Origin of the sequence: Xenophilus azovorans DSM 13620 (assembly GCF_000745855.1) — a bacterium.
Taxonomy (GTDB): domain Bacteria; phylum Pseudomonadota; class Gammaproteobacteria; order Burkholderiales; family Burkholderiaceae_C; genus Xenophilus; species Xenophilus azovorans.
Genome location: NZ_JQKD01000037.1, coordinates 1 through 25,775 on the forward strand (window position 1 = coordinate 1; position 25,775 = coordinate 25,775).

At 65.9% G+C, this 25,775-nt stretch carries 27 protein-coding genes; 23 read left to right on the forward strand and 4 right to left on the reverse strand.

Annotation, left to right across the window (positions count from 1 at the left end):
- A partial coding sequence (locus tag Q392_RS32055) for a transposase (RefSeq protein WP_157008063.1) occupies positions 1-278 on the reverse strand: 278 nt, incomplete at its 3' end.
- Positions 279-321: 43 nt separating this feature from the next.
- Between Q392_RS32055 and Q392_RS32060 the strand changes: the two genes are divergently transcribed.
- The 4 genes from Q392_RS32060 to Q392_RS18755 are packed head-to-tail and all read left to right on the forward strand — an operon-like array spanning position 322 to position 3,343.
- Positions 322-1,011 (forward strand): 2-methylaconitate cis-trans isomerase PrpF family protein, encoded by a 690-nt coding sequence (locus Q392_RS32060; RefSeq protein ID WP_245610754.1) that lies wholly within the window; start codon positions 322-324, stop codon positions 1,009-1,011.
- Between the two features lie 21 nt (positions 1,012-1,032).
- On the forward strand, positions 1,033-1,623 hold the full coding sequence (locus Q392_RS18745) for a VOC family protein (protein WP_084217179.1): 591 nt from the start codon (positions 1,033-1,035) through the stop codon (positions 1,621-1,623).
- On the forward strand, positions 1,620-2,753 hold the full coding sequence (locus tag Q392_RS18750) for a hypothetical protein (RefSeq protein ID WP_038210933.1): 1,134 nt from the start codon (positions 1,620-1,622) through the stop codon (positions 2,751-2,753). Before Q392_RS18745 ends, Q392_RS18750 begins: the two co-directional genes overlap by 4 nt.
- Positions 2,750-3,343: an NADPH-dependent FMN reductase gene (locus Q392_RS18755; protein ID WP_038210935.1), complete on the forward strand. Its 594-nt coding sequence runs from the start codon at positions 2,750-2,752 to the stop codon at positions 3,341-3,343. Before Q392_RS18750 ends, Q392_RS18755 begins: the two co-directional genes overlap by 4 nt.
- 48 nt (positions 3,344-3,391) lie before the next feature.
- On the opposite strand, the gene Q392_RS18760 is transcribed toward Q392_RS18755, so the two are convergent.
- On the reverse strand, positions 3,392-4,234 hold the full coding sequence (locus Q392_RS18760) for a DNA-binding transcriptional regulator (RefSeq protein WP_038210937.1): 843 nt from the start codon (positions 4,232-4,234) through the stop codon (positions 3,392-3,394).
- Between the two features lie 157 nt (positions 4,235-4,391).
- On the opposite strand from Q392_RS18760, the gene Q392_RS18765 reads away from it, so the two are divergent.
- The 17 genes from Q392_RS18765 to Q392_RS18845 all read left to right on the forward strand — a co-directional run bounded on the left by Q392_RS18765 (position 4,392) and on the right by Q392_RS18845 (position 22,468).
- Positions 4,392-5,372 (forward strand): Bug family tripartite tricarboxylate transporter substrate binding protein, encoded by a 981-nt coding sequence (locus Q392_RS18765; RefSeq protein WP_084217183.1) that lies wholly within the window; start codon positions 4,392-4,394, stop codon positions 5,370-5,372.
- Positions 5,373-5,412: 40 nt separating this feature from the next.
- On the forward strand, positions 5,413-6,969 hold the full coding sequence (locus Q392_RS18770) for a class I adenylate-forming enzyme family protein (protein WP_169748316.1): 1,557 nt from the start codon (positions 5,413-5,415) through the stop codon (positions 6,967-6,969).
- Between the two features lie 20 nt (positions 6,970-6,989).
- Complete coding sequence (locus tag Q392_RS18775) at positions 6,990-8,276, forward strand: aromatic ring-hydroxylating oxygenase subunit alpha (RefSeq protein WP_051953726.1); 1,287 nt, start codon at positions 6,990-6,992, stop codon at positions 8,274-8,276.
- Positions 8,277-8,284: 8 nt separating this feature from the next.
- On the forward strand, positions 8,285-8,791 hold the full coding sequence (locus tag Q392_RS18780; protein ID WP_038210942.1) for an aromatic-ring-hydroxylating dioxygenase subunit beta: 507 nt from the start codon (positions 8,285-8,287) through the stop codon (positions 8,789-8,791).
- A gap of 54 nt (positions 8,792-8,845) precedes the next feature.
- Positions 8,846-9,982: a thiolase family protein gene (locus Q392_RS18785; protein ID WP_051953728.1), complete on the forward strand. Its 1,137-nt coding sequence runs from the start codon at positions 8,846-8,848 to the stop codon at positions 9,980-9,982.
- The gene (locus Q392_RS18790) at positions 9,975-10,382 is read left to right on the forward strand and encodes a Zn-ribbon domain-containing OB-fold protein (protein WP_038210945.1); all 408 of its coding nucleotides are present in this window, start codon (positions 9,975-9,977) and stop codon (positions 10,380-10,382) included. The genes Q392_RS18785 and Q392_RS18790 overlap by 8 nt, the downstream gene beginning before the upstream one ends.
- A gap of 24 nt (positions 10,383-10,406) precedes the next feature.
- Positions 10,407-11,306: an alpha/beta fold hydrolase gene (locus Q392_RS18795; protein ID WP_038210947.1), complete on the forward strand. Its 900-nt coding sequence runs from the start codon at positions 10,407-10,409 to the stop codon at positions 11,304-11,306.
- Positions 11,303-12,247 (forward strand): 3-carboxyethylcatechol 2,3-dioxygenase, encoded by a 945-nt coding sequence (locus Q392_RS18800; RefSeq protein WP_038210952.1) that lies wholly within the window; start codon positions 11,303-11,305, stop codon positions 12,245-12,247. Before Q392_RS18795 ends, Q392_RS18800 begins: the two co-directional genes overlap by 4 nt.
- Positions 12,244-13,188, forward strand: coding sequence for a PDR/VanB family oxidoreductase (locus tag Q392_RS18805; RefSeq protein WP_038210953.1), 945 nt, complete (start codon positions 12,244-12,246; stop codon positions 13,186-13,188). The genes Q392_RS18800 and Q392_RS18805 overlap by 4 nt, the downstream gene beginning before the upstream one ends.
- A 23-nt stretch (positions 13,189-13,211) precedes the next feature.
- Positions 13,212-13,991, forward strand: coding sequence for a 2-keto-4-pentenoate hydratase (locus Q392_RS18810; RefSeq protein ID WP_038210955.1), 780 nt, complete (start codon positions 13,212-13,214; stop codon positions 13,989-13,991).
- A 9-nt stretch (positions 13,992-14,000) separates the two neighbouring features.
- Positions 14,001-14,948 carry an acetaldehyde dehydrogenase (acetylating) gene (locus tag Q392_RS18815; RefSeq protein WP_038210957.1) on the forward strand — a complete coding sequence of 316 codons (948 nt, stop codon included), beginning with the start codon at positions 14,001-14,003 and terminating at the stop codon, positions 14,946-14,948.
- A gap of 9 nt (positions 14,949-14,957) precedes the next feature.
- Positions 14,958-16,010 carry a 4-hydroxy-2-oxovalerate aldolase gene (dmpG, locus tag Q392_RS18820; protein WP_038210963.1) on the forward strand — a complete coding sequence of 351 codons (1,053 nt, stop codon included), beginning with the start codon at positions 14,958-14,960 and terminating at the stop codon, positions 16,008-16,010.
- On the forward strand, positions 16,007-16,984 hold the full coding sequence (locus tag Q392_RS18825; RefSeq protein WP_038210964.1) for a Bug family tripartite tricarboxylate transporter substrate binding protein: 978 nt from the start codon (positions 16,007-16,009) through the stop codon (positions 16,982-16,984). The genes dmpG and Q392_RS18825 overlap by 4 nt, the downstream gene beginning before the upstream one ends.
- A 226-nt stretch (positions 16,985-17,210) precedes the next feature.
- On the forward strand, positions 17,211-18,011 hold the full coding sequence (locus Q392_RS18830; RefSeq protein ID WP_038210965.1) for an enoyl-CoA hydratase: 801 nt from the start codon (positions 17,211-17,213) through the stop codon (positions 18,009-18,011).
- Positions 18,001-20,118, forward strand: coding sequence for an acetate--CoA ligase family protein (locus Q392_RS18835; RefSeq protein ID WP_038210967.1), 2,118 nt, complete (start codon positions 18,001-18,003; stop codon positions 20,116-20,118). The genes Q392_RS18830 and Q392_RS18835 overlap by 11 nt, the downstream gene beginning before the upstream one ends.
- Positions 20,115-21,284, forward strand: a complete 1,170-nt coding sequence (locus Q392_RS18840; protein ID WP_038210969.1) for an acyl-CoA dehydrogenase family protein — start codon at positions 20,115-20,117, stop codon at positions 21,282-21,284. Before Q392_RS18835 ends, Q392_RS18840 begins: the two co-directional genes overlap by 4 nt.
- Positions 21,281-22,468: an acyl-CoA dehydrogenase family protein gene (locus tag Q392_RS18845; protein WP_038210970.1), complete on the forward strand. Its 1,188-nt coding sequence runs from the start codon at positions 21,281-21,283 to the stop codon at positions 22,466-22,468. The genes Q392_RS18840 and Q392_RS18845 overlap by 4 nt, the downstream gene beginning before the upstream one ends.
- Here Q392_RS18845 and Q392_RS18850 read toward each other — a convergent pair.
- Entirely contained in the window at positions 22,434-23,204 is a 771-nt protein-coding gene (locus tag Q392_RS18850) for an IclR family transcriptional regulator (RefSeq protein ID WP_038210971.1), read from the reverse strand. The two genes, Q392_RS18845 and Q392_RS18850, sit on opposite strands and share 35 nt — an antisense overlap.
- Before the next feature lie 92 nt (positions 23,205-23,296).
- On the opposite strand from Q392_RS18850, the gene Q392_RS18855 reads away from it, so the two are divergent.
- Positions 23,297-24,277, forward strand: a complete 981-nt coding sequence (locus Q392_RS18855; protein ID WP_051953735.1) for a Bug family tripartite tricarboxylate transporter substrate binding protein — start codon at positions 23,297-23,299, stop codon at positions 24,275-24,277.
- Positions 24,278-24,868, forward strand: a complete 591-nt coding sequence (locus Q392_RS18860; protein WP_051953737.1) for a nuclear transport factor 2 family protein — start codon at positions 24,278-24,280, stop codon at positions 24,866-24,868. It begins immediately after the preceding gene.
- Positions 24,869-24,910: 42 nt separating this feature from the next.
- On the opposite strand, the gene Q392_RS18865 is transcribed toward Q392_RS18860, so the two are convergent.
- Entirely contained in the window at positions 24,911-25,762 is an 852-nt protein-coding gene (locus tag Q392_RS18865) for a TauD/TfdA dioxygenase family protein (protein ID WP_245610753.1), read from the reverse strand.
- Positions 25,763-25,775: the final 13 nt, after the last annotated feature.

Here is a 25,775-nt window from a genome sequence, read left to right on the forward strand (position 1 = left end):
ATTTCCACGTCCAGCTTCGCTTCGGCCAGTTCCCTGCGCAGGCGGCTGTTCTCAGCTTCCAGCTCACTGACGGGGCGCCGGGCGGGTGAATCACCCGACGCTACCGTACCGCCGGTGGCGGCCGAGGCAACACCGCGCCTGGACCAGTTTCCCACCGTGGCCACCGGCACGCCCAGGCGCCGCGCTGCCTCGTGGCCGCCCACCGAGGCCGCCAGCCTGACGGCCTCGGCCTTAAATTCCTCTGTGTACTGCCTCTTGGGCAGCCTGCCTTCTTTCATCTCGATTCTCCGTACCTTTGAAGTTTCCAACTTCTTGCTGTACGTGAAATCTAGGCAGGGTCACGCACCGATCCGGCTGGACTTCATCGAGCCCGGCGGCGCAACCACTGGCCGGCTGTTGCCGGCGGGCGGGGTGCGCACCCGGCTGGATATACCGGGTGAGACCGGGCTGGAAATCTCCGCGGTCGATGCGGCCAATGCGTGCGTGTTCGCGAAGGCCTCGTCGTTGGGGCTGCTCGGCACGGAGCTGCCCGACGCGCTTGAATCCGACGTCGGTGTCATGCGCCGCCTGTCCGCCATTCGCAGCCATGCGGCTGTCGCCATGGGTCTGGCGGCATCGGCGGAAGAGGCCGCACGCAACCCCGCCGTTCCTTTCATCGCACTGGTCGCGCCGCCGGCCGAATCGTTCCACCTCGACGGCGAGCGCCGGTCGTCGCACGAGATGGACCTCTCGGTGCGCGTGCTGTCCAACGGACGCATCCATCGGGCGCTGCCGCTCACCATTTCGTTGTGCACTGCCGTTGCCGCAGCGATCCAGGGCACAGTCGTGCACGACGTGGTGCACCTGGCCGGACGCCGTCCACAGGAGGGCGAGGCGCTCCGGCTGGGCATGCCTTCCGGCGTGCTGTCGGTCGGCGCGCATGTGGAGCGCGACGGCTGCGGCTGGCGCGCGCGGCACGGCTCTTTCTACCGGACGGCGCGCCTGCTGTTCGACGGCTACGTCCACTACTGATCTCATTTCGAAGGAAACGCCATGAAGACCACCCACCCGATCACGTCCATCTCCTTGCGCAAGGCCGCCGTCAACACCGAGGACCGGGACGGCCTGCCCAATGTGCACGGGCTTCACCACTGGGCCTTCCGCTGCCGCGACTCGGAAGAGACGCGGCATTTCTACGAAGACATCCTGGGCCTGCCGCTGGCAGCGGCCGTGTTCCACGAGCGCGTGCCGAGCACACAGGAGTACTGCCCCTACTACCATATCTTTTTCGAGCTGGCCGACGGCTCCTATATCGCCTTCTTCGATCTCCTGGACGGCAAGTCCTACATACCGGACCCGGACACGCCTTCGTGGTTGCACCACATGGCGCTCGAGGTCGATTCGAGGCAGTCGCTCGAAGATGCCAAGGCGCGTCTGGAGGCGGCTGGCGTCGATGTGTTGGGCATCGTGCCGCATGGCTGGTTCGACTCGATCTACTTCTTCGATCCGAACGGCATGCGCATGGAGCTGGTCCACCGGACCGCATCGCTCGACGCGATGAAGGACAAGGCTCGACAGGCGCGTGAGCTGCTCGCTCACCGCCCGGCCAAGATCGCGGAACTGAAGGCGCGCGCCGCAGCATGATCGAGCGGCACCACATCTCACTGCCGGTGCCGCTCGGGGCTGCGTTCGAATCGCAGTCAGGGCTGTTCACTTCCAACCCCCGCATCTACGGCGTGCTGGCCGGTCCGCCGCGGGGCCGGATCGGCGCCATCGTCATGCACCCGACCAGCAACCTGATGGGTCACTATCTCCTGGAGCCGCTGGCGCAGCGCGGTGTCGGGCTGCTGGCGCTGAATTCGCGTTTCGTCGGCAATGACAGCGTGCTGCTGATGGAGCGCGTGATCCAGGACCTGGGTGCCGGCGTGAAGTACATGCGCGAGCATTTCGACAAAGTCATCCTGCTTGGAAACTCGGGTGGCGCTTCGCTGACGGCGTTCTACCAAGCGCAGGCGGAGAACCTGACGATCACCGAAACGCCCGCAGGCGACCCGATCAGGCTCACTCCCGAAGAGTTGCCGCCGGCGGACGGTATCGCGTTGATGGCGGCGCACCTCGGGCGATCGGAGCTGATGCTGCACCAGCTGGATGCGTCGGTGACGGATGAGCGTGACGGCCTCTCGTGCGACCCCGCGCTGGACATCTACGATCCGCGTCACAAGCCGCCCTTCAGCGCCGATTTCGTGCAGCGCATCCGCGACGGCCAACACGCTCGCAGCCAGCGCATCACGGCCTGGGCCCTGGACCGACTGAAATACCTGCGTGGACTTCCTCAGCCGATTCAGGACGAGGCTTTCGTGGTCTACCGGACATATGCCGATCCGCGCTTCCTGGACCTGACGCTGGATCCCAACGACCGCAAACCCGGAGGCAACCGCGGCAGCAACCCGCGCGAAGTGAACTACAGCGTGAACAACCTGGCGCGCTATACCGCGCTGACCTCATGGCTTTCGCAGTGGTCGCTGCTCTCGCGGGCGCGCGGCCCGGCCAACCTGGCGCTCACGACGGTGCCGGTGCTCAATCTCGAATACACGGGCGATGGCTCGATCTTTCCGGCCGACGTGAAGAAGTGGTCCGACGCCTGCAAGGGCCGTGAGAGCTTCCATAAAATCGAAGGCGCCACGCATTACCTGAAAGGTCAGGACGCATTGATCGCACACGTGGCCGACCTCACCGCCGCCTGGGCGGACATCACTACCGCAAGGAAACCATGAAGCCGCGCATCCTCGTTTTTTCAGGCAGCCGCCGCGCCCAGTCGTTCAACGCTCGGCTGGCGAAGTTGGGCGCCGCGGCGGTGGACAAGGCCGGCGGTCAGCCGACACTGATCAGCTTGGACGACTACGTGCTGCCGATCTACGACGGCGACGAAGAGCAGGCGAGCGGCATCCCCGCCGCCGCCATGGCGCTCAAGCAATTGTTCAAGACGCACCACGGCATCCTGATCGCCTCGCCCGAATACAACGCTTCGATTTCGCCGCTGCTCAAGAACGTGATCGACTGGGTGTCGCGTGCTACGCCGACCGAGAGCGGCAAGGTGCCCTACAAGGGCAAGGTCGTGGCCTTGACGGCCGCGACAGCCTCCGCTTTCGCCGGCTCGCGCGCCTTGACCCACCTGAGGCAGATCCTCAGCGGGCTCGGCGCTTGGGTGGTGCCCGACCAACCGGGTATCTCGGGTGCGGCCCAGGCCTTCGCGGAGGACGGCTCTCTGAAGGATGCCGGCCAGCAGGCCTTGCTGGAAGCACTGGCAGCCAGCCTGGTCGCAGCCGCCGGCAACATCGGGGCCGTCACGGAGCCGCAGCACTAGAACTGGTGAGCGACACCGCTCGATACACGTCCTCATGGCAGCGGACATTCACCGCGCTGATGTGGCCAAGTGGGCGGGCTCTTCGCGCTTTCGGTACTTCGACAGCCGCAGTTCGATCTCTTTCGCCGTTGCGCGCAGGTCATCCACGTAATCTATCTGGGCCTGCTCGATCTTTTTCGCCTTCTTTGAGAAAACGATATTGAGACAGGCCTGGACGCGGCCCGCGTGCCGGATCGGAACCGCCAACGCGCCGAACCGCGGTTCCCTGACCCACTCTCCGTCATTGATGCCGTAACCGCGCATGCGCGTGGCATCCACCGACTTCCTGACGGTCCGTGCATCGCGCGCAATTTCGCCCTGCAACCCATCTTCCTCGCGAAGCATCGAGAGCACGAGTTCGCGCTCGGCGTCGGTGCAGAACGCCAGGTATGCCCACCCCGCTGCGGTGGGGAGAACAGGGAAGCGGCTTCCCACGGCACCCGGGTGGAACGACAGCGGGCTGAACGCATGCGTCGAGTAGCGGATCACCATGTGATTGCCTTCCAGCGTCACCAAGTCGCTCGGCCAAAGGACCTTTTCCGTCAGCTGGGTGAGTAGCTGTCGGGACACGGTGCAGAGTCCCGTCTCGTCATTGAACCCGTCGCTCAACTGCTGCACACGAAATGTCAGCCGGTAGTTCTGGCCGTCGGCGAGTCGATTCACGAATCCGGCGGCTCTCAACGTTTCGAGCAGGCGCTTGACGGTGCTGCGGTGAAGCGTCGTGAGCTGGCTGAGTTCAACGGCAGTGGCCGTCCCTGCGCGTTGCTTGTTGAGTTCGCACAGGACCGCGAGCCCCCGTACCAGCCCTTGGACGTGATGGTAGTCGCCTGTCTGAGGGTCGTCATCGGTCATGGTGAAGTGCTTTCCTGCTCGTTTTGTCGGTTCAGATTGTGAACGGAAAGCAGAAATGAGTGGGGATACTGAGGCCATTTAACTAAGCTTCATTCCTGCACCGCCTCGTGGATCGAAGAATTCCAGGCGGGCATTTGGACTATTCCGGAGACAAAACATGCTGCCCAAATTCCTCAGACTCATTGCAGTCTTTTCCTGCATCGCCGCGAATGTGGTGATTTCCGCGGAGGCACAGGATGCATATCCCGCAAAACCCTTGAAGATGATCGTCCCGTATGGGGCCGGAGGTCCTATCGATGTGCATGCCCGCATCATCGCGCTGCATCTCAGGGACCTGCTGGGCCAGCCTGTCATCGTCGAGAACAAGCCCGGCGCGTTGACCAGCATCGGCAACCGAGCGTTGTCGGAAGCCAATCCCGATGGCTACACCTTCGGCTGGCTGACGCTTTCTGCCGTGGTGTTGCCCATCACGATGAAGGAGTACCAGATCGATCCGGTGAAAGGCTTCACACCGATCACCCAGTACAACTTCGGCGATTACTCCATCGTTGTCAACAACAAGGTCCCGGTCAACAACTTCGCCGAGCTGGTCGCTTATGCCAAGGCCAACCCGAAAACGTTCAACATCGCGACGTCTGGCGGGCATCTCGACATGGTGATCGCGCTGCTGGGTGAGCAGACAGGCGTCAACTGGTCGATCATCCGCTACAAGGGGCTCGCAGAAGCCCGCACCGCGCTGCTGGCCGGCGATGTCGATGCCGCCATCGATGTCTTCGGCTTTGCCAAGGACCAAGCCGCCGCGGGCAAGATCAAGTTCATTGCCGTGACAGGTCCGGAGCGAAATCCTGACGCACCAAACGTGAAGACCGTTGCAGAGACCTCGCTGCCCGGATTCAAGGCCGGATTCTGGTGGGGCTTCGGAGGCCCGCCTGGCATGCCGCCCGCAGCCGTCGAAAAGCTGAACTCGGCATTGCGAAAGGCGGTGGAACTGGCCGATGTCCGAACCGCGCTGCGCCGCGACGGCACACGCGCTGCCACCGGATCGCCCGAAGACTTCATACGCTTCATCACGGCCGAGAACAAGCTGTGGCGCGATGTGGCGAAAGCCAACAACATTTCATGGGACATCAATCGTTGATGCCCGCAGCGGCCCCGTTCAAAGAAAGATGAGCAGATCCATGTTGCTGAGAGATTACATCGGTCGCTGTGCGGCGACCTACCCGGACGAAATCGCCTACGTCACCGGCGACTTGCAGCGCACCTGGCGCGAGACACATGCGCGCACGGACCATCTTGCAGGGGCTTTGCAGCAGCTTGGTCTAATGAAGGGGGATTCCGTCGGGATTCTGTCCCACAACCGGATCGAGATTGCGGAGCACTGGCTTTCATGCCTGAAGGCAGGGATGGTCCGCTGCGGCATCAACTGGCGTTACTCGGCAAGAGAGATCCTGCACGCCATCCGCGACAGCGACTGCAAGGCGATCATCATCCAGTCGGAATGTGCGGATGTCATCGCTCCGTACCTGGACGAACTCCGGGCCGAGGGGCGCATCTTCATCGGATTCAGCCGCGGCCATGAATTCGAGCAGGACTACGAATCCCTCATCGCACAGGAACACGCCGCCGTGTACCCGCCGCTGACCCACGGCGACCGTGCGCTGATCGGCTACACCTCTGGCTCAACCGGCCTGCCCAAGGGCGTCATCCTGACCCAGGGCAATGTCTTTTCGAACGTCACCAATCTCTGCATCGGCTGGGGCTTTTCGTACGAGGACGTGCGCCTTTACTGCACGAATCCCGCCGGCGTGAATGTCTTCATGACCTGCATGAACATCGTCACGGGCATGAAGACCGTGATCGAGGATTTCGAAGCCGCAACGTTCTTCGACCTGGTGGCGCATCACAAGGTCACGCAGGTGACGCTGGTGCCCACGATGCTGCGCCGGGTGATCGATCTGCAACGCAGCGGACACCATGACGTTTCATCGCTCAAGCAGATCCTGTATGGCTCGATGCCCACATCGCCCGCGATGATCCGCCAGGCCTACGACACGCTCGACTGCAGCTTTGCCCAGATCTACGGCACGTCGGAATCCGGGGGGCCCATCACCGTCCTGAGGAACGCCGACCACCTTCGGGCCCTGCGCACGGAGCCGGAATTGCTGACGTCGGTCGGCCGGATTCTTCCGCATGCCCTGGCGTCCGTGCGAGACGACGAGGGCAACATCGTGCCGATGGGCGAGACGGGAACCGTCTGGCTGGGCGGCGACTGCGTGATGGCCGGCTACATCAACCGGCCCGAAGAGACGGGAGAAGCGCTCGTGGACGGATGGCAGCGCACGGGCGACTTCGGCCGGATGGACGATCGCGGCTACATCTTCCTCGGCGACCGCAAGAAGAACATGATCATTTCCGGCGGAATGAACGTTCACCCCCTGGGTATCGAGAACGTTCTCGCCGAGCATCCTGCGGTGAATCAGGCCGTGGTCGTCGGCGTGCCGCACCCGGATTGGGGCGAGGCGGTGGCGGCCGTCGTCACCCTCGTGGCCGGCGCGACAGCGACGGAAGCTGAGCTGATCGCGCATTGCAAGACATCCGTGCCGCGCTGGGAAGTCCCCAAGCACATCGCCATCTCTGCCAGCCTCCCGCAGGGCTTCACGGACAAGCTCGACAAACGCGCCGTCCGCGATTTGCTGATCGAGTCGGGCCGACTCCCATGGACGCTCACGACATGAACTACGAAGGACGTACCCCCATGATCCCCGTTCTGGAAAGCCGCACGCTGCGGGCAAGCCCCCCCCTCGACTACGCCAGTCTCGTTCACGCGGACCGTGTGCACGGCTCGCTGTACTCGCTCCCTCAGGTGTTCGACGACGAGATGGACGCGATCTTCCACAAGGGCTGGGTCTATGTGGGACATGAAAGCGAGATTCCGAAGCCGGGCGACTACGTGTCGCGCCGGATGGGCAAGCAGTCGATGATTCTCACCCGCGGCGCGGACCAGGAAATCGCACTCCTGTACGACCGCTGTCCGCATCGCGGTAACAAGATCTGCCCCGCGGACCATGGATCGGTGCAGAGCTTCGTCTGCGTGTACCACGGCTGGGCATTCAAGCCGAATGGCGAATTTCTCATGATGCCGGCGCCCGAAGGCTTTCCCGAAGGCTGCGACAAGGCGGCGCTCTCCATGGCGCGTGCGCCCCGCCTGGAGTCCTACGGCGGCTTTGTCTTCGCAAGCCTCGCGCCGCAAGGCATTTCGCTGGACCGGCACCTGGGTCGTGGCAAGACGATGATCGACATGCTGAACGGCCTGTCGCCCGAAGGTCGCGTGCGCCTCGACGCCGGATGGATGAAGCATCGGTTGCACGGCAACTGGAAGGGGCTCGTCGAGAACCATGTCGACGGCTACCACCCGCAGATCGTCCACGGCTCTCTCTTGCGGGCGAACAAGCCGTTCGCCGGCGTGCGCGACCGCAAGGACACTTCCGCATCGCGTGTCCGTGATCTGGGCAACGGGCATGCGGAACTCGATTTCGCTGCCGATTTCCGGCAGCGAAATGTCATGCTCGGATGGACGGGTGGCGTCTCTACCGAACGGCTACCCAACTATGTCGATGCCATGCGGCAGGCCTACGGCGAAGCCGAAGCCAATCGCCGGCTCATCGACGGTCCCCCGCATGCCGCGATTTTCCCCAACCTGCTGCTGGCCGAAATGAACATCATGTTCATCGAACCCCTGAGCGAGAAGGAGACGCTGCAACAGACGACGGCCGTGATGATGGAAGGGGGTGCCGAGCTGAACCCCAGAACCCTGAGGCGTTGCGAGGGCGCCCTCGGCCCGGCGGGCTTCCTCATTTCGGATGACGCGGAGATCACCGACATCGTGCAGCAGGGGGTGTCCAACACCCTGCCCGAGTGGCTGTTGCTCAAGCGCGGCATGCACGACGAGGTCGTCGAGGAAGGCGGAACCCGTGCCGGGGGCCTGAAAGACGAAACGACCCAGAGGGCCTTCTGGTCCCACTACAAGAACGTCATGGCGTGAGGACCGACATGAACATGCAAGACATCCGCTCCTCCGAGCCGACCGTCGACGAAGCGGCGGTGCATAAGTTCCTGTACCTCGAAGCACGGCTGCAGGACGAACATCGATATGAACAATGGGAGTCCCTGTGGCTCGACGACGGGCTCTACTGGGTGCCCGCCGGGAGCGACGACACCGACCCCGAGCGGCAACTCTCCTTCATCTACGACAACCGTGCTCGCATCGCGGGACGGGTGCGGCAGTTGATGACCGGCCGGCGGTATGCGCAGAGCCCCCAGTCCCGGCTGCGGCGAGTCGTGGGGAACATCGAGATCGAATCGGTCGATGAAAAGGGCGTCCGGGTGGCATCGAACTTCATGCTGGCCGAGTCCCGCCGCGGCGTGGTCAGGCACTGGGCCGGGCGCACGGTCCACATTCTGAAGCCCGGCGGCGACGCAGGGTTCCGGATGGCGATGAAGAAGGTGCTGCTCGTGGACAACGATGCGCCCATCGAAACGCTGGCCTTTCTGATCTGAAGCGTCGCGTCTGGCATGCCGTCCCGAGTGCAAGCTGTCGTGTCCGGTCTGGGAATGGCCGGCCTTTCCAGATCGCAACCGTTTTCTGCGGGAGAGCTTGCGCTGGAAGCCATCGATCTGGCCATCGCCGATGCGGGTTTGCGGCACGAGGAGGTCGATGGCCTTCTCATCAGCCGCAGTCCTGTCGCGATCGATCGCGGCGTGGACCTGCGGCTTCGCCAGGCCTGCGGAATTCCCGATCTGAAGTTGTTGCAATTCATCGATGGTGAAGGCACCGGTGCGCTGCAGATGGTGCAAACCGCCGCAGGGGCGGTCTCGATGGGTTTGGCGCGGCACGTGGTCTGCGTCTTTGCGGATGCGCCGCTAAGGGGTGGCCGCCGCGGCTCCGAAGCGTTCGGGACTGTGAAGTCGACGACCGGGATCGACGGGCTGCGCTACAGCAGTGGCCTGTTCGGCGCGCCCGCGCTGTATGGCCTGGCCGTGCGCAGGCACATGGCGCTGTACGGAACGACCGTCGAAGAACTTGGTGCGGTCGCAGTGACGGGCCGTCGCTGGGCGATGCTCAATCCACGCGCGGTATACCGGACCCCTCTGTCGCTCGACGACTATCTCGCATCGCGGCTTGTTGCGGATCCGATCCGGTTGTACGACTGCGCGACGCCCGTGGACGGTGGCATCGCGGTCGTCGTCAGTACGGCCGACGCGTGTTCGGATCTCGCGCAACCGCCCGTCCACGTGCTGGGGATGGGGCAGGGCCACCCACGGCGGCCCCGCCAGCGCCCGTACGAGAACGAAGTGTCGACGGGGGCGCATGAGGCGAAGCGGACCGCCTTTTCGATGGCGGGCATCACGAGCGATGACATCGACATGGTGCAGTGCTACGACGCCTTCACGTACATGACCTTGCTGGCGCTGGAGGACTACGGCTTCTGCCAAAAGGGCGAGGCGGGTGCGATGGTTGCCGCGGGCCATACCGCGCCGGGCGGCCGGCTTCCGACCAATACCGGCGGCGGGCACCTGTCCGGCTACTACCTGCAGGGCATGACGCCTTTGTCCGAGGCCATTGTCCAGATCCGGGGCCAGGCCGGGGAGCGGCAGTGCCCGCGGCACGAGGTTGCGCTGGTGACCAACGAAGGCGGCTTCTTCGACTACCACGCGTGCCTGGTCCTGGGAGCGCAATCCCATGCTTGACAGCCGAATGTCCACGGCGAAGCCGATGCCCGAAGCCGATGCGGCGACGCTGCCGTTCTTCGAGGCGCTGTCGCGCCAGCTGCTGCAGGTGCAACGCTGCACGCGCTGCGGCGCGTCCCAGCTCGGTGAACGCCGGTGCAACCAATGCCGCTGCGACCGCCTCGACTGGATTGCGGCGAGCGGCCGGGCCCGCCTCTATTCGTTCGTCGTGATCCATGCGGCCTATCACGCCGCGTTCCCGCCGCCCTACAACGCGGCGATCGTCGAACTGGAGGAAGGCCCCCGGATCTACTCGAACGTGATCGGGTGCAGCGACGCGCAGCTGCGCATCGACATGCCGCTCCACGTTGTCTTCGAAGCGCAGGGTGGGACCTGGCTTCCTGTCTTTCAACCCGCCTGACCCGAGGCATCCGACGATTCAAGAATGACAGCCACGACACGAACACCCAGCATCTGGCAGGACCTGAGGGAAACATCGTTTTCCCAGGGATGGATGGATGCAGGCGGTTATCGGACGCGCTATCTCCATGCGGGCGACGATTCACTGCCGCCGCTCCTTCTGCTGCACGGCATTGGCGGCCATTGCGAAGCCTACGCCCGCAACCTCGACCGGCACGGCGCGTACTTCGACACCTGGGCCATCGATCTCATCGGCCACGGCCGCAGCGCCAAACCGGACCATCCCTACGAGATCAGCCACTATGTGGACCACGTGTTGCGCATCATGGATGCACGCGGCTGGAACCGCATCCACATCAGCGGCGAGTCGCTGGGCGGCTGGGTCGCGTCCCGGCTTGCAGCCGACCACCCGGATCGCGTCGATCGCGTCGTGCTCAACACCGCAGGCGGATCGCAGGCCGATCCGGTCGTCATGGACAGGATCCGCAGCCTGTCCATGCGCGCCGCGGAAAATCCCGAGTGGGATTTCATCAAGGCGCGCGTCGAGTGGCTCATGGCGGATGCGAAGGATGCGACCGAGGACATCGTCGCCTGCCGTCAATCGATCTACAGCCAGACCGGGTTCGCCGAGGCGATGAAGAATGCCATGGTGTTGCAGGACATGGAGGTGCGCAAACGCAATCTGATGCTGGCCGAAGACTACGGGCGCATCGAGGCGCCGACGCTCGTGCTCTGGACGTCGCACGATCCGACGGCGGATGTCAGCGAAGGACGAAGGATCTCCAGCATGATCCCTGGCTCCGTGTTCGAGGTGATGCAGGGGTGCGGTCATTGGCCGCAGTGGGAGGATGTGGACACGTTCAACCGCATCCACATCAATTTCCTCCGCGGTCTCCCCCTCGACGCACCTCTGTCGGCACCATGACGCACGATCTCGCGTTCCTGGGAATGTCTCACACGCCGCTCTATGGCCTCAATCCCGTCGCGCCGGAGGTGGAGGCGGGACTGAAGCAAGCTCTGGCCGATGCGCGCGCGGCGGTCCATGCCTGGCAACCCGATCGTGTCGTTCTGATCGGTGCTGATCACTACAACGGCTTCTTCAACGAACTCATGCCCCCGTTCTGCATCGGCACGAACGCCACCGCGGTCGGCGATTACCTGACACCTGCTGGCCCGCTGAACGTGGCCGCAGACGCGGCACTGGCGCTCGTCACCCATCTGATGGATGAAAACTTCGACATCGCGGTGTCGCGCCGCATGCAGGTGGACCACGGCTTTGCGCAATCGCTGCAGTTTCTCTGGGGTGGGCTGGACACGCCGCCGGTCATCCCGCTTTTCGTCAACGCGGTCGCGCCGCCGACCATTCCCAGGCTGTCGCGCTGCCGCGACCTCGGCGCATCGATCGGCCGGTTCCTCGAGAAGCTTCCTGGCCGCACGCTGCTCATCGGATCGGGCGGGCTGTCCCACGAACCTCCGGTGCCGACGCTCCAGCACCCGGATCCTGCAGTTCGCGAACGGATCACACGCAAGCAGGAATCGACGCCGCAGGAGCGACAGGCGAAGACCGCGCGCGTCATGGCCGCGGGCATGGCGCTCGCCGCCCGAGACCCGGCGTTCAAGCCGCTGAATCCCGAATGGGATGCCGTCTGGATGGACGCGATACAGCAGGGTGAGCTTGATACCTTGCTGAACCGCAGTGAAGACAGCATCGCCTTCGAGGCTGGCCTGTCCGCCCATGAGTCCAAGAGCTGGCTGATCGCGCGCGCGGCCCTGCCAGCACGCCCTTTGGCTGACGGCGTGCGCTTCTACCGCGCCATTCCCGAGTACATGGCGGGCTTCGGCTTGTTGTTCGGAGAGCCGGCATGAAAGTTCAAGTCCGCCGCAGGGTCGATGAAGCACGGGACGTCGTTGCGCTTGAACTGGGGGCGGTCCAAGGGGAGTTGCTGCCGCCATTTTCGGCAGGAGCCCACATCGACGTGCGGCTGCCCAGCAACCTGACGCGCCAATATTCGCTGTGCAACAGCCCGGCCGACCGCACGCGCTACCTGATCGGTGTCCTGCTCGATCCCGCGTCGCGCGGCGGTTCGAAAGCCATGCATGCAGTCAGGGAGGGCGAGATCCTCGAGATCAGCGAGCCCCGGAATCATTTCCCGCTGCATCCTGCGGCGCATTCCGTCCTCCTGGCCGGGGGCATCGGGATCACGCCGATCCTGTGCATGGCGGAGCAGCTCGCGCATGTCGGCGCGAGCTTCGAACTGCACTACTGCGTGCGTTCCGACGACCGGCTGGCCTTTCGCGATCGTTTGGCTCAATCTGATTTTTCCGGCCGCGTTCACACCTACGTCGACGCGCTGCCCGGGGGGCCGCACTTCGACCTGCAGACCGTTCTCGCCAATCCCCTGCCGGAAAAGCATGTGTATGTCTGCGGGCCAGGTGGCTTCATCGACGCCGTCGTGCAGACGGCGGCCGCATTGAACTGGGCCGAGGGGTGTGTGCACCGTGAATACTTCGCAGGCACCGAGCCGGTGAAGGAGGGCGAGCGGCCATTTCAAGTCAGGCTCGCGAGCAGCGGTCAGTGCATTCCGGTCCATCCCACGCAGTCCATTGCCCAGGCGCTCATGGCGCACGGCATCGACGTCCCACTGTCCTGCGAGCAGGGTGTCTGCGGCACATGCCTGACGAGGGTGCTCAAGGGCGAGCCCGATCACCGCGACCTGTATCTCTCGCGTGCCGAGCGGGAGGCCCATGACCAGATCCTGGTTTGCTGCTCGCGCTCCAGATCCGCCGAACTGATTCTCGATATCTAGACTCTTGCACTGGAGACAAAGCCATGGACAACACAGAACGCGCCGCCGTCGCGCTGCGGCAGGCACGCCGGGACAGGCAGCCGATACCGCCGGTCTCTCAGACGCATGACATCGCGGGGCTCGACGCTGCGTACGAAGTGGCCGGAAGCAATGTGCGTGCTCGCCTGGCCGAACCCGGCCGTCGCATCGTCGGGATGAAGGTCGGCCTGACCTCCCGCGCGGTCCAACAGCAGTTGGGCGTGGACCAGCCCGACTTCGGTGTGCTCTTCGATGACATGGAGTACCTGGACGGGGATGCCGTGCCCATGAGCCGCCTGATCCAGCCCAAAGTCGAGGCGGAAGTGGCCTTCATCGTCGCAAGCACGCTTTCCGGCGAGTCGCCGACCTGGTCCGAATTCCTCTGCTCGATCTCGTATGCGCTGCCGGCGCTGGAAATCGTCGACAGCGCGATCGCGGATTGGAAGATCAGCCTGGTCGACACGGTGGCCGACAACGCCTCGTCCGCGCTGTATGTACTCGGTCATCAACCCGTCGCGCTGGGTCGGCTGGACCTCGGCGAGTTGGGGATGCAGATGAGCATGGATGGCGAAGTGGTGTCGGTCGGTACCGGCGCCGCCTGCTTGAGCCACCCGCTGCGCGCGGCGTACTGGCTCGTACGCACGATGGCCGCGCGCGGCAGGCCGCTGCAGGCGGGGCAGGTGATTCTTTCCGGCGCGCTGGGCCCCATGGTGCCCCTGAAGGCGGGGAACGTCGTCCATGCGCGCATCGGCGCGCTCGGCAGCGTCGGCTGCCGCATGGTTTGAGGGACGGACATGCGGAAAATCAAGGCCGTCATCATCGGCAGCGGCAATATCGGAACGGACCTGCTGATCAAGATTCAGGGGCAGGGGCAGGAGCAGGGTCTGGAGGTCGTCGCGATGGTCGGTATCGACGCCACATCCGATGGTCTCGCGCGCGCGCGGCGCATGGGCGTGGCGACGACCGACCAGGGCGTCGAAGGACTGGTCGGCCTGCCGGTCTTCGACCACATCGACATCGTGTTCGATGCCACCAGTGCGGCAGCGCACGTCAGGAACGATGCCTTCCTGCGCCGTCACAAACCCGGCATCCGGATCGTGGACCTCACGCCTGCCGCCATCGGCCCATACTGTGTTCCCGTGGTCAACGGCGAGAAGCATCTGGACGCACTCAATGTCAACATGGTCACCTGCGGCGGCCAGGCCACCATTCCCATGGTGGCGGCGGTCGCGCGCGTCGCACCGGTGTACTACGCTGAGATCGTGGCCTCCATTGCCAGCAAGAGCGCCGGACCCGGGACCCGCGCGAACATCGACGAGTTCACCGAGACTACCTCGCGGGCGATCGAATCCGTAGGCGGTGCAGGCCGGGGGAAAGCGATCATCGTGCTGAACCCCGCAGAGCCGCCACTGATCATGCGCGACACCGTGTACACGTTCAGCGCGCTGGCCGACGAGATCCTGATTGCCGAGTCGGTCGACCGCATGGTGGCGGCGGTACGCGGGTACGTGCCGGGCTACCGATTGAAGCAGCAGTTGCAGTTCGATCGTTTGACGGACCTCACCATTCCGGGGCTCGGGAGCGGCCTTTCTGGGCTCAAGACTTCCATCTTCCTGGAAGTAGAGGGCGCCGCCCACTATCTTCCGGCGTATGCAGGCAATCTCGACATCATGACGAGCGCTGCGCTCGCGACGGCCGAGCGCATGGCGACGCGAATGGCCGCCGATGCCGCGGCCGTGTAAGGGAACGACATGACGGGCAAGAAAATCTACATTTCGGACGTGACGCTGCGAGACGGCAGCCACGCGATCCGCCATCAATACACAGTGGCGCAAGTGCGCCAGATCGCCTCGGCGCTCGATGCGGCGCGTGTGGACTCCATCGAGGTTGCTCACGGCGACGGGCTTCAGGGCGGCAGCTTCAATTACGGCTTCGGCGCGCACACCGACCTGGAGTGGATCGAGGCGGTGGCAGGCGTAGTCAAGCACGCCAAGGTGACAACGCTGCTGCTGCCTGGCATCGGCACCGTGCACGATCTGAAGGCTGCGTATTCGGCAGGCGCGCGCGTCGTGCGCATCGCAACGCATTGCACGGAGGCCGACGTCTCACGTCAGCACATCGAAGCGGCACGCGCCCTTGGCATGGACACGGTTGGCTTTCTCATGATGAGCCATATGACGGATGCAAAGCGCCTGGCGAAGCAGGCCCGATTGATGGAGAGTTATGGCGCAACCTGCGTTTATGTGGTGGACTCGGGTGGAGCGCTGGGTATGCAGGACGTTCGGGATCGCTTTCGCGCGTTCAAGGAGGTGCTGTCCCCCGAGACGGAAACCGGAATGCATGCACATCACAACCTCAGCCTCGGTGTGGCGAACTCCATCGTCGCGGTTGAGGAGGGATGCGATCGCGTGGATGCGAGCTTGGCCGGAATGGGGGCCGGCGCGGGGAATGCGCCGCTGGAGGTGTTCATCGCTGCCGCCGAGCGGATGGGGTGGAACCACGGTTGCGACCTGTACAAGCTGATGGACGCCGCCGACGACATCGTCCGCCCGTTGCAAGACCGGCCCGTACGCGTCGACCGGGAAACCCTGGCGCTTGGCTATGCGGGCGTGTACAGCAGTTTCCTCCGACATTCCGAAGCGGCGGCAGGCAAATACGGCTTGAAGACAGTCGATATCCTCATCGAGCTCGGCCGTCGGCGGATGGTCGGTGGGCAGGAGGACATGATCGTGGACGTCGCACTCGATCTCCTCGAGCGGCGGAACGCAGACCGCGCCAGCAATCAACGGAGACCCGGACAATGATCCAGCGCCGTCAAGTTCTCCTGGCCGCCCTCGGCCTGCCGGCGGCGTTCACAGCCACGCCTTCGGCGCTGGCGCAGGTCGCCTATCCGACCAAGCCGATCCGGCTCATCGTGATGTATCCGCCTGGCGGCCCTTCGGACACGATGGCCCGCTCCGTCGCCGAGATCCTTGCCGGCCGGCTGCGCCAGCCGGTGCTGGTGGAAAACAAGCCGGGCGGCGGCGGCCAGATTGCGGCGGCAGCCATGCTGCAGGCGCCGGCCGACGGCCACGCCCTGATGCTGGGCGACAGCGCCGCCTTCGCGGCCAATCGCTTTCTCTACAAGGGCTTCGCCTTCGACACGCAGCGAGACATGGCGCCGGTGGCGCCGCTGATGGCCATGCCGATGGTGCTGTGGGTGCAACATGGCAGCAGCGTCAATTCGATCCGCGACCTGATGGCGCTGGCCAAAACCCGGACCGTGAGCTTCGCCTCGCAGGGGCCGGGATCGGCTGGCCATCTGCTCGGCGAGATGCTCAAGGGCGCCAGCGGCGCCGACCTGAACCACGTGCTTTACCGCGGCTCGGCGCCGGCGATGGTCGACCTTCTGGGCGGCCAGGTCGACTGCCTGTTCGACGGCATCGGCGCCGGTCTGCCTTACCTGCGCGACCAGAAGCTCAAGGCCATCGCCACCGCCACGTCGTCCCGCCTGGCACTGGTGCCCGAGGTCCCGACCACCGCGGAAGCAGGCTTTCCAGCGGTGAAAATCAACATCTGGTTCGGCCTCGTCACGAACGCCGGCACGCCGGCCGCAGTGGTTACGAAGTTGAACGAGGAAGTGCGTCTGGCCCTGGCCACCCCGCAGGTGGCCAATCGCTTCAAGCCGCTGGGCTTCGACTTCATGGCGATGGACCAGGCGGCTTTCGACCAGTTGATCCGGCAGGAAACCGAACTCCTCGGCAACGTCGTCCGCAGCCGCGGGATCACCGCGGATTGACCGGCGGCAACCTGCGACGCCGCAGGCGCCGGTGTCGTAGGTCGCGCGCGGCCCGCTATCAGAGAGTTGAGGTGGCGCCTGGGCGTATATGGCGGCGTTGGACGTGCAGCGGATCACGCTGGCGGTCATCGGCACCGCGTCGTCCACGATGCGGGAAAAACTCGGGCCGTTGCTTGGAACGCACAAGCGCCTCGGGACAATGCGGAGCATCACAGATGAGGACCGCATGACCTATTCAAACCTGCTCGTCGAACAGTCGGGCCCCGTATGCCGCATCTGGCTCAACCGCGAGCCCGTGCGCAATGCCCAGAGCCAGCTGCTGCTGGACGAGCTCGACGCTGCGCTGACGCGCGCGCGCGACGACGCCGACACCCGCGTGGTGGTGCTGGCGGCCAAAGGCAAGCACTTCTCCGCCGGCCACGACCTCAAGGAGGCGCAGGAGAAGCGCGCGGATTTCAGTGTCGAGGAGCGCTGGGCCTATGAGGAGAAGCGCTACTTCAACTACTGCATGAACCTGTGGGACTTCCCCAAGCCCACGGTCGCGCAGGTGCAGGGCGCATGCGTCGCCGCAGGATTCATGGTGGCCAACATGTGCGACCTGATCGTGGCCTCGGAGGATGCCTTCTTCTCCGATCCGGTCACTCATACCATGGGCGCAGCGGCCACCGAGGTGCTGATTCATCCCTGGGTCATGAGCCTTCGGGCAGCCAAGGAGTTCCTGTTCATGGGCGAGCGGGTGAGCGCCCGGCGCGCCTACGAGCTCGGCATCGTCAACAAGGTGGTAGCAATCGGCGAACTGCCCGATGCGGCGATGCAGGTCGCCCAGCGCATCGCGCAGGCGCCGCCGTTCGCAATGCGCATCCTGAAGAAGTCCTTGAATCGCGTCGCCGATGCGCAGGGAATGCGCCAGGCGCTGTCGGCGCATTTCGACCTGCACCAGCTCAGCCATGTGAGCAGCGAATACCTGCGCACCCGCGATGCAGGCCTCGCGAAAGCCATCCAGAAGGGCGCGACGCATGGTGCATAGGCTTGACCCGCTGCTGCGCCCCCGGTCCATCGCTTTCATCGGCGCCAGTGCGGATGCGGCGCGCATCGGCGGCATGCCGCTGGAACTGCTGAACCACTTCGGCTACCAGGGCAAGGTGTTTCCGGTGAACCCGAAGTACCAGGAGGCGTTCGGCAACCGCTGCTATCCGGACATCGAGTCGGTGCCGGAGGTCGCCGACCTTGCCGTGCTGGCGGTGGCTGCAGCGGATGTCACCGCGATGCTGCGCCGCTGCCACGCCCGTGGCATACCGGCCGCGATCGTTTACGCCTCCGGCTTCGCCGAGGCGGGTGCCGCCGGGGCGGCTCTGCAGGACGAACTCGAGGCCTTCGTGCGGAAAAGCGCAATGGTGGTGGCGGGGCCGAACTGCATGGGCTTCGCCAACCTGAACCACCATGCGTACACCGCTTTCGCATCGATTTTCAAGAAGGTGCCCGCGCAGCACGAGCCGGGGCGCGTGAGCCTGGTCACCCAGAGCGGCAATGTCTGTTCGGCCGTGTTCGCACAGGTGCGGCAGCAGGGCGTCCCGGTCAGCCATTTCATCAACACAGGCAACGAGGCGAGTCTCGAATTCTCCGAGTACCTCGAGTTCCTTGCCGCGGACGACGAAACCGACACGGTGGTCGGCTACATCGAGCAACTGCGCGACGGCAAGCGCTTCGTGCGCGCCGCACTCGAGTTCGCGCGCCGCGGCAAGCCGCTGATCCTGCTCAAGGCCGGCGAGTCGGACAAGGGCTCGGAGGCGGTTCGTTCTCATACCTCCGCGCTGGCGGGCAAGCAGGCGCTTTACAAGGCGGCCTTCCGTCAGGTGAACGCGATGCAGGCGGACGATTTCGCGCAGATGGGCGATCTGGCCTGGCTGGCCGGCTTCCGGCAGCGCCGGGGCGGCCGACGGGTGGCGATCCTCTCCATTTCCGGGGCGCTGGGCGCGATCATCGCCGACAAGCTGATCGCCGCGGGCCACGAGGTGCCGACGCTGCCGGCCGCGCTGCAGGAAGCCCTGCGCCGCGGCATCCCCGACTACGGGATGGTGGCGAATCCGGTGGACCTCACCGGCAACATCGTGAACCAGCCCGGCTTCGTGCGCACCATCTGCAGCCTCCTGGCGAGCACCGATGCGATCGACACGGTGCTCGTCTACGCGCCGGGCTACCTGATGGACCGCATGGCCGACGCCCTGTCGCAGACATGCGCCGAGCACCAGCGCTTGTTCGTGGGCATCGACACCGGCAGCGGCTCCTGTCATGCGCGCCTCGCGCAGGCCGGCGTTCCCGTGTTCAATGATCTGGGCCGTGCGCTGCGCGCGCTGGCGCCGTTCCTGCACTGGATGGCGCGGCGTGACGAGGTGGGGCACTGGGCGGCACTGCGGGCGCAAACCGCGGCGGCGGAGCCCGCGACCGAGGCGCGCGGCATGAACGAGCTGCAGATCCGGCAATGGCTCACGCGCTTCGGATTGCCGCAGATGGCCGAGGCCGCGGCCGCAGATGAAGACGCCGCGGTGGCGGCCGCCGAGCGCCTCGGCTATCCAGTAGCGCTCAAGATCCTTTCGGCCGATATCTCGCACAAGACGGAAGCGGGCGGTGTCCGGCTGGCGCTGACGGATGCCGGCGCGGTGCGTGCCGCTTTCCGCGAGGTGGTGGCGTCCGCCGGCCGGCATGCGCCGCAGGCACGCCTCGATGGTGTCCTGGTGCAGCCGATGACCAGTGGGGTCGCTGAGCTGCTTCTGGGCGTCTCGATCGATCCGGTCTTCGGCCCGGCGCTCGCGGTGGGCCTGGGCGGTGTGCTCACGGAAATCTATGAGGACGTGAGTCACCGTCTGCTGCCCGTGGACGGAACGATGGCGCGCGACATGCTGCGGGACCTCAAGGCGGCGGCCCTGCTCGATGGTTTTCGCGGACGGCCGAAGGCGGACGTGGAGGCCGCATGCGACGCCATCGCTTCCTTCTCGCGAGCCGCCCTGTCGCTGGCCGCGGCGGGCCTGGAAGGCGAGATCAATCCGCTGCTGGTTCGGCCGCGCGGCCAGGGCGTGGCGGTGCTCGACGCGCTGGTGCTGCCGGCCGGCGGCGCCGGAACCGAGGTTGCCGAATGAATCTGTGGTTGTCCGAGGAGCAGGAATTGCTGGCCTCCAGTGCCGAAGCCGTGCTGGCGAAGGAACATGACTTTCAGTCGCGCCGCCGCAGCGGCGCGGCGGGCGATTCGGCGCTGTGGCCCCTGTTCGCCCAGATGGGCTGGCTCGGCCAGCCGCTCCCCGAGTCTTCAGGCGGCTTCGGCGGCGACGCGCTCGGCACCGGCCTGCTGCTGGAGGCCATGGGCCGGCATCTGGTGACGCAGCCGTTCCATGCCTGCATGGTCGCGGCGCGGTTGCTCTCGGGGCTGGGCACCAGTGCGCAGCAGCAGGACTGGCTGCCCGCCATGGTGGAGGGCCGGGAGCGGCTCGCTCTGGCGCATGAGGAGGCGGCGTTCGAGTCTCCCTGGGCAGCCCCTGCCACTCGCGCAGACCGGGCGGGCGATGGCTGGGTGCTGCACGGCCGCAAGCTGCTGGTGGTGGGTGCACCCGGTGCGCGCGCCTTGCTCGTGACCGCAACGGTGCCGCGGCCCCACGGTGGCGTGCGCATCTTTTTGGTGGAGCCATCGGCCGGCGGTCTGTCGCTCATGCCGTGTCGTACGGTGGACGGACTGGAGGCCGCAGATGTCCGGCTCGATGGCGTGCAGCTGGGCCGCCATGCGCTGGTGGGTTCCGACACGGATGCGACCGCGGTGCTCCACCGCGTCCTTGCCGAAGGATTGGTGGGCGCGTGCTGGGACGCATGCGGCGCCATGACGGCGGCCTACGAGCAGACGGTGGCGTACACGCGGCAACGCGTGCAGTTCGGCAAGCCGCTGGCCGAGTTCCAGGCGGTCGCCCACCGCCTGGCCGAGATGGCGGTGTGCTGCACCGAGGCGCGCGCCGCCTGCGAGCTTGCCAGCCTGCGCCTCGAGCGCGGGGACGACGAAGACGTCGTCGCGCTCGCCGCCATGGCCAAGAACAAGGTCGGGCGCTGTGCCGATTTCGTCGCCAAGGAGGCGGTGCAATTGCATGGCGCGATCGGCACCACCGAGGAACTGCCCATTTCGTTTTGGTTCCGCCGCCTGATGGCCTTCAACGCACGCGGCGGCGCGCCGGAGTGGCATGCGCGTTTCCTGGGGCAGCGGCATGTTTCCGGCAAGGCCTGGCGCGAGAGCCAGACCTTGCCTCCTGCCAGGGTCACCGCATGAACCTCGAACTGCAGCCGGAAGAACAGAGGTTCCGCGAGGAAGTGCGTGCCTTCCTCCGCGATCATCTGCCAGAGGAACTGCGCCGGGCGCAGAGCCTCAACACCGGGATCTATCCGGAGCCCGGGGTCTCAGGGCCGTGGCAGGCGGCATTGGCGCGCAAAGGCTGGCTGGCGCCTGCCTGGCCGGTGGAGCACGGCGGCCCAGGCTGGACACCGGTCCAGCGCTTTGTCTTCGAGACCGAATGCGCGCTGGCCGGCGCGCCGCTGGTGCATCCGATGGGCATCCGCCTGGTGGCGCCGGTGGTGATGAAGTTCGGCACGACGCAACAGAAGGCGCTGCACCTGCCGCGCATCCTTTCGGGCGAGGACTACTGGTGCCAGGGCTTCTCCGAGCCCGGCGCGGGCTCGGATCTGGCGGGCCTGAAGACACGCGCCGTGGCGCAAGGCGAGGACTATCTCGTCAACGGCTCCAAGATCTGGACCACGCACGCCCACCATGCCAACCGCATGTTCGCGCTGGTGCGCACGGGCGCGGACAGCCGCAGGCAAGACGGCATCAGTTTCCTGCTGATCGACATGCAGGCGCCCGGAGTCACCGTGCGGCCGATCGCCACCATGGGCGGCGATCACGACGTCAACGAGGTGTTCTTCGACAACGTGCGCGTGCCGCAGTCCTGGCGCATCGGCCCGGAGGGCGGCGGATGGGAGTGCGCCAAGTACCTGCTGGAGTTCGAACGCGGCGCCGGCATGTCCAGCCCACGCCTGCGCGCGCAGCTCAAACGGGTCGGCGATGCGCTGCAAGCCATGCGCCGCCGCGGGCTCGAGCCTTCTGCGGCGGTGGAGGCGCGCTTCGGCGAGGTCTGCGCCGATCTCGATACTTTCGAGATGCTCGAGCTGCGCACGCTCGCGCGTGTGCAGCCGTTGCAGTCACCGGGCCCGGTGGCCTCCATTCTCAAGCTGCGCGCCAGCCGCCTGCGGCAGGCGATCGCGCAGCTCGGCGTGCAGGCGAGCGGGCTGGAGGCGACCCGCTGGCCTCGGCAGGAGGCGGAGGCCGACGAGGACGACGCACTGCTCGGAACCCTGCTGCCCGACTTCCTCAACAGCCGCGCGTTCAGCATCTTCGGCGGCGCCGCCGAAGTCCAACTGGGGATCATCGCCAAGACCGTTTGCTTTTCAATTCCTTGACGGCGCCGGAGAGCAGGGCGGCGAGTTCGGTTCGCCGTGCGGGCGTGAAGCGTGGCGTGATGGTGCCGAAGCTGAGGGCCGCCGGGATGCGCAGCGAGGGCGGGAGTGTCTGCCCCAGCCCTGCCACGCCGGGCGTGATCGTCTCGATGATGATGGCCGAGCCGGTCTTGCGGGTTTCCCGCACAGCTCGCCACAGCGTCGCCCGCGGCAGGCCGGCGGCTTCGTAGGCGACCTTGTTGCGCGCGAAGACGTCCTCGATCTCCGCATCCTCCAGCGCAGCCATCAGCGCCAGCCCGCCGGCCCCGATCCCGAGCAGGCGGCGCCCGCCGATGTTGATGGTGAACACCTTGATCGGGTACGGCCCCTCCTCGCGGTGCAGGCAGACGACCTCGTCGCCGTCGCGGGCCACGAAGAACACGGTGTCGCCCGAGATGCGCGCCAGCCGCTGCATGATCGGCCGCATGGTATCTACCAGCGGCATCTTCCGCACTGCCGCAGAGCCGAGCTGCATGGCGTCGATCCCGAGGCGGTAACGCTTGCTGCGTTCGTCTTTTTCCGCGAATCCTTCCTCGACCAGGCAACTGAGAAGTCGGTGGGCAGTCGATCGTTCCAGCCCGGCCAGTTCGATGGCATCCGACATGCGAATGCCCTGTTTCTGGTTTTGAGCAAGCAGCCGAAGCAGGTGAAGTCCGCGGCGCAGCGCCTGGGCGCCGGGGGTGTGGGGCAGGTCGTCCATATTGTGGGAATTCTAGGCACTTTCCCTCTGCCGAACACGCCTGGCCGACGAACATGAATGCGCCGTTTCGCACTCGAATGAAGGAGACACTCATGATCCATCGACGCCACTTCCTCGCTGCGGGGGCGGCCGGCCTCGTCTCGCTGCAGGGCGCCTACGCCGACACCTATCCCTCGCGGCCGATCCGCTTCATCAACCCCTACCAGGCCGGCAGCAACGGCGACGTGGCGCCACGCATCGTCATCGACAGGGCCGCGGGCGCGCTGGGCCAGCCGTTCGTGATCGAGAACCGCGTCGGTGCGAGCGGGCTGCTGGCGACCCGTTTGCTGGCGCAGGCGAAGAACGACGGCTACACCGTCGGCCTCGGGACCACCGCGACTCTCATCACCGCCCCGCTGACTTTCAGCAATCCGGGCTTCAATGCGCAGACCGATTTCGACCCGGTCACGCCGATCTGCGACGTACCGTTCGCGCTGGCCGTCACCAACGGTCTGCCGGTCGGGAGCGTGAAGGAACTGGTCGCCTACGGCAGGGCCCATCCCGGCAAGCTCAGCTACGCCTCCGACGGCAACGGCACCACGACCCACCTGGCTACCGAGATGCTGCTGCAGGCGGCCGGCGTGAGCGCGGTGCACGTCCCCTACAAGGGCGGTGCCGGTTCCTACACCAGCGATCTGGTTTCCGGCCGCATCCACTTTGCGATCGGCGGCATCGGCGTGCCGCTGGGGCTGCACCGCAGCGGGCAGGTGCGCATCGTCGGGGTCACCAGCGCCCAGCGCGTCCCGGTTCTGCCGGACATCGGCACGGTGGCGGAGCAGGGCTATCCGGGCTTCGAGGCAACCAGCCTGTTCGGCATCTTCGGCCCGCACGGCATGCCGGCGGAGGCCATCAGCCGGCTCGGTGCCGAACTGCGCCGCGCGGTCGAGACCAAGGAGGTGGCCGACAAGCTCCAAGCCAGCGGCTTCACTCCCATGACTGCCACACCGGCCGAATTCCGGACCCAGTTCGCCAGGGAACAGCTGAAATGGGCCGAGGTGGCGCGCAAGGCCAACATCCAGAAGGAGTCCATCTGAATGTCCGCCGCTCTCGAATTCGATCCCTATTCCCCGGAACGCCTGGCCGACCGGGCGCGCATCCAGGACATCATGCTCAGGTGGTGCCGTGCGGTGGACCGCCTCGACCTGGCAGTCATGCCGGAGCTCTTCCACGAGGACATGCAGGACAACCACGGCTCCTACCGCGGCGACCGCGCCGGCCTGATCCGCTGGATCGGCGAGCGGCACCAGTCGATCACCTTCTCCATGCATTTGGTGAGCAACATCCTGATCGAGTTCGCGAACCCGGATCTCGCGCTGGTGGAAACGACGATCCTCAGTGTGCAGCGCTACGCGCCCGAGGCGCGCGAGAGCCTGGCGCAAAGCTCCGGCGGCAAGCTGGGCGAGCCCGGCATGGCCACCGACGTCACGGGCTCGGCGCGCTATGTCGACCGTTTCGAGCGCCGTGATGGAAAGTGGAAGATCTCGCGCCGCACCGTGGTGTTCGGCTGGAAGCGCATGGAGCCGGTGCCTGCCGATGGGCCAGCGCCGCTGCCCGCATGGGAGATCCAGCGCCGCGACGGTTCGGACTTCATCTTCCGCGAACGCGCCGCGCTCGGAATCGGCTGAGGCGCACGGTGCGCGGCGCAGGCGTGCCCCGCCGCGCTCGCCTTACACCGGCGCGCGCTCGCGCACACCCGACCAGCGGAGATTGCGCGGATGCGCGCCGTGATAGGGCGTCGCGCGGTGCATGGTCCAGCTGTCGTCCCACATCAGCAGGTCGTTGGGTTGCCAGTCGTGCGAGTACACGAACCGTGGCTGCGTCGCGTGCGCCATCAGCCGGTCGACCAGCGCGCGCCCCTTGTCCACCGGCCAGCCGGCGACGTGAGAGATGTGGGCGGCGAGATACAGGGCTTTTCTTCCCGTTCGCGGGTTGTGCCGCACCAGCGGATGCTCCTGCGGTGGCCGCGAATTCAGCGTGTCCTGGCTGAACTGCTCCTGCGTCATGCCCAGCTTGGCGCGGGAGTGGTAGTAGCTGTGTTCCCCTCGCAACCCGTCGATCTCCTGCTGCAGGCCGGCGGGCAGGGCGTCCCACGCCGCGCGCATGTCGGCGTACTCCGTGGGCGGAGGCACCGGAGGCAGCACTTTCGCATGCAGGCAGGACACGCGCGTCGGCGGCTGCATGGGGGAGCCGTCGGTGTGCCACAGCAGGTTGGCCAGCAGGAAGCTTTCCTTCGCGCCGCCCGGCGGGAACGGTATCCCGTCCTCGTCCACGGTCCCGATGTCGTAGAAGTGCGGATGCCTGCTCTTGATCTCCTTCAGGTTGGCGACGACCGGAGGGCCGAACTGCTCGATGAACGCCTGCTGGGCGTCGTCGCCATGGCACTGGTTGCGAAGCACCAGCACGCCGAAGCGGGCCAGTCCGTCCTCGACGCTTTCGATCTGCTCGGGCGCGACGCCGACGCCGATATGCAGACCCCTGACCTCGGCCGCGAAGTCGCCTCGAAGGGGGATGAATTCCATGGGCATGAGTGTT

Bases quoted from the DNA above. Each gene is read 5' to 3' on its own strand.
- Q392_RS18745 (WP_084217179.1), top strand. From the start codon at position 1,033: ATGAAGACCACCCACCCGATCACGTCCATCTCCTTGCGCAAGGCCGCC.
- Q392_RS18750 (WP_038210933.1), top strand. From the start codon at position 1,620: ATGATCGAGCGGCACCACATCTCACTGCCGGTGCCGCTCGGGGCTGCG.
- Q392_RS18755 (WP_038210935.1), top strand. From the start codon at position 2,750: ATGAAGCCGCGCATCCTCGTTTTTTCAGGCAGCCGCCGCGCCCAGTCG.
- Q392_RS18760 (WP_038210937.1), bottom strand. From the start codon at position 4,234: ATGACCGATGACGACCCTCAGACAGGCGACTACCATCACGTCCAAGGG.
- Q392_RS18765 (WP_084217183.1), top strand. From the start codon at position 4,392: ATGCTGCCCAAATTCCTCAGACTCATTGCAGTCTTTTCCTGCATCGCC.
- Q392_RS18770 (WP_169748316.1), top strand. From the start codon at position 5,413: ATGTTGCTGAGAGATTACATCGGTCGCTGTGCGGCGACCTACCCGGAC.
- Q392_RS18775 (WP_051953726.1), top strand. From the start codon at position 6,990: ATGATCCCCGTTCTGGAAAGCCGCACGCTGCGGGCAAGCCCCCCCCTC.
- Q392_RS18780 (WP_038210942.1), top strand. From the start codon at position 8,285: ATGAACATGCAAGACATCCGCTCCTCCGAGCCGACCGTCGACGAAGCG.
- Q392_RS18785 (WP_051953728.1), top strand. From the start codon at position 8,846: ATGGCCGGCCTTTCCAGATCGCAACCGTTTTCTGCGGGAGAGCTTGCG.
- Q392_RS18790 (WP_038210945.1), top strand. From the start codon at position 9,975: ATGCTTGACAGCCGAATGTCCACGGCGAAGCCGATGCCCGAAGCCGAT.
- Q392_RS18795 (WP_038210947.1), top strand. From the start codon at position 10,407: ATGACAGCCACGACACGAACACCCAGCATCTGGCAGGACCTGAGGGAA.
- Q392_RS18800 (WP_038210952.1), top strand. From the start codon at position 11,303: ATGACGCACGATCTCGCGTTCCTGGGAATGTCTCACACGCCGCTCTAT.
- Q392_RS18805 (WP_038210953.1), top strand. From the start codon at position 12,244: ATGAAAGTTCAAGTCCGCCGCAGGGTCGATGAAGCACGGGACGTCGTT.
- Q392_RS18810 (WP_038210955.1), top strand. From the start codon at position 13,212: ATGGACAACACAGAACGCGCCGCCGTCGCGCTGCGGCAGGCACGCCGG.
- Q392_RS18815 (WP_038210957.1), top strand. From the start codon at position 14,001: ATGCGGAAAATCAAGGCCGTCATCATCGGCAGCGGCAATATCGGAACG.
- dmpG (WP_038210963.1), top strand. From the start codon at position 14,958: ATGACGGGCAAGAAAATCTACATTTCGGACGTGACGCTGCGAGACGGC.
- Q392_RS18825 (WP_038210964.1), top strand. From the start codon at position 16,007: ATGATCCAGCGCCGTCAAGTTCTCCTGGCCGCCCTCGGCCTGCCGGCG.
- Q392_RS18830 (WP_038210965.1), top strand. From the start codon at position 17,211: ATGACCTATTCAAACCTGCTCGTCGAACAGTCGGGCCCCGTATGCCGC.
- Q392_RS18835 (WP_038210967.1), top strand. From the start codon at position 18,001: ATGGTGCATAGGCTTGACCCGCTGCTGCGCCCCCGGTCCATCGCTTTC.
- Q392_RS18840 (WP_038210969.1), top strand. From the start codon at position 20,115: ATGAATCTGTGGTTGTCCGAGGAGCAGGAATTGCTGGCCTCCAGTGCC.
- Q392_RS18845 (WP_038210970.1), top strand. From the start codon at position 21,281: ATGAACCTCGAACTGCAGCCGGAAGAACAGAGGTTCCGCGAGGAAGTG.
- Q392_RS18850 (WP_038210971.1), bottom strand. From the start codon at position 23,204: ATGGACGACCTGCCCCACACCCCCGGCGCCCAGGCGCTGCGCCGCGGA.
- Q392_RS18855 (WP_051953735.1), top strand. From the start codon at position 23,297: ATGATCCATCGACGCCACTTCCTCGCTGCGGGGGCGGCCGGCCTCGTC.
- Q392_RS18860 (WP_051953737.1), top strand. From the start codon at position 24,278: ATGTCCGCCGCTCTCGAATTCGATCCCTATTCCCCGGAACGCCTGGCC.
- Q392_RS18865 (WP_245610753.1), bottom strand. From the start codon at position 25,762: ATGGAATTCATCCCCCTTCGAGGCGACTTCGCGGCCGAGGTCAGGGGT.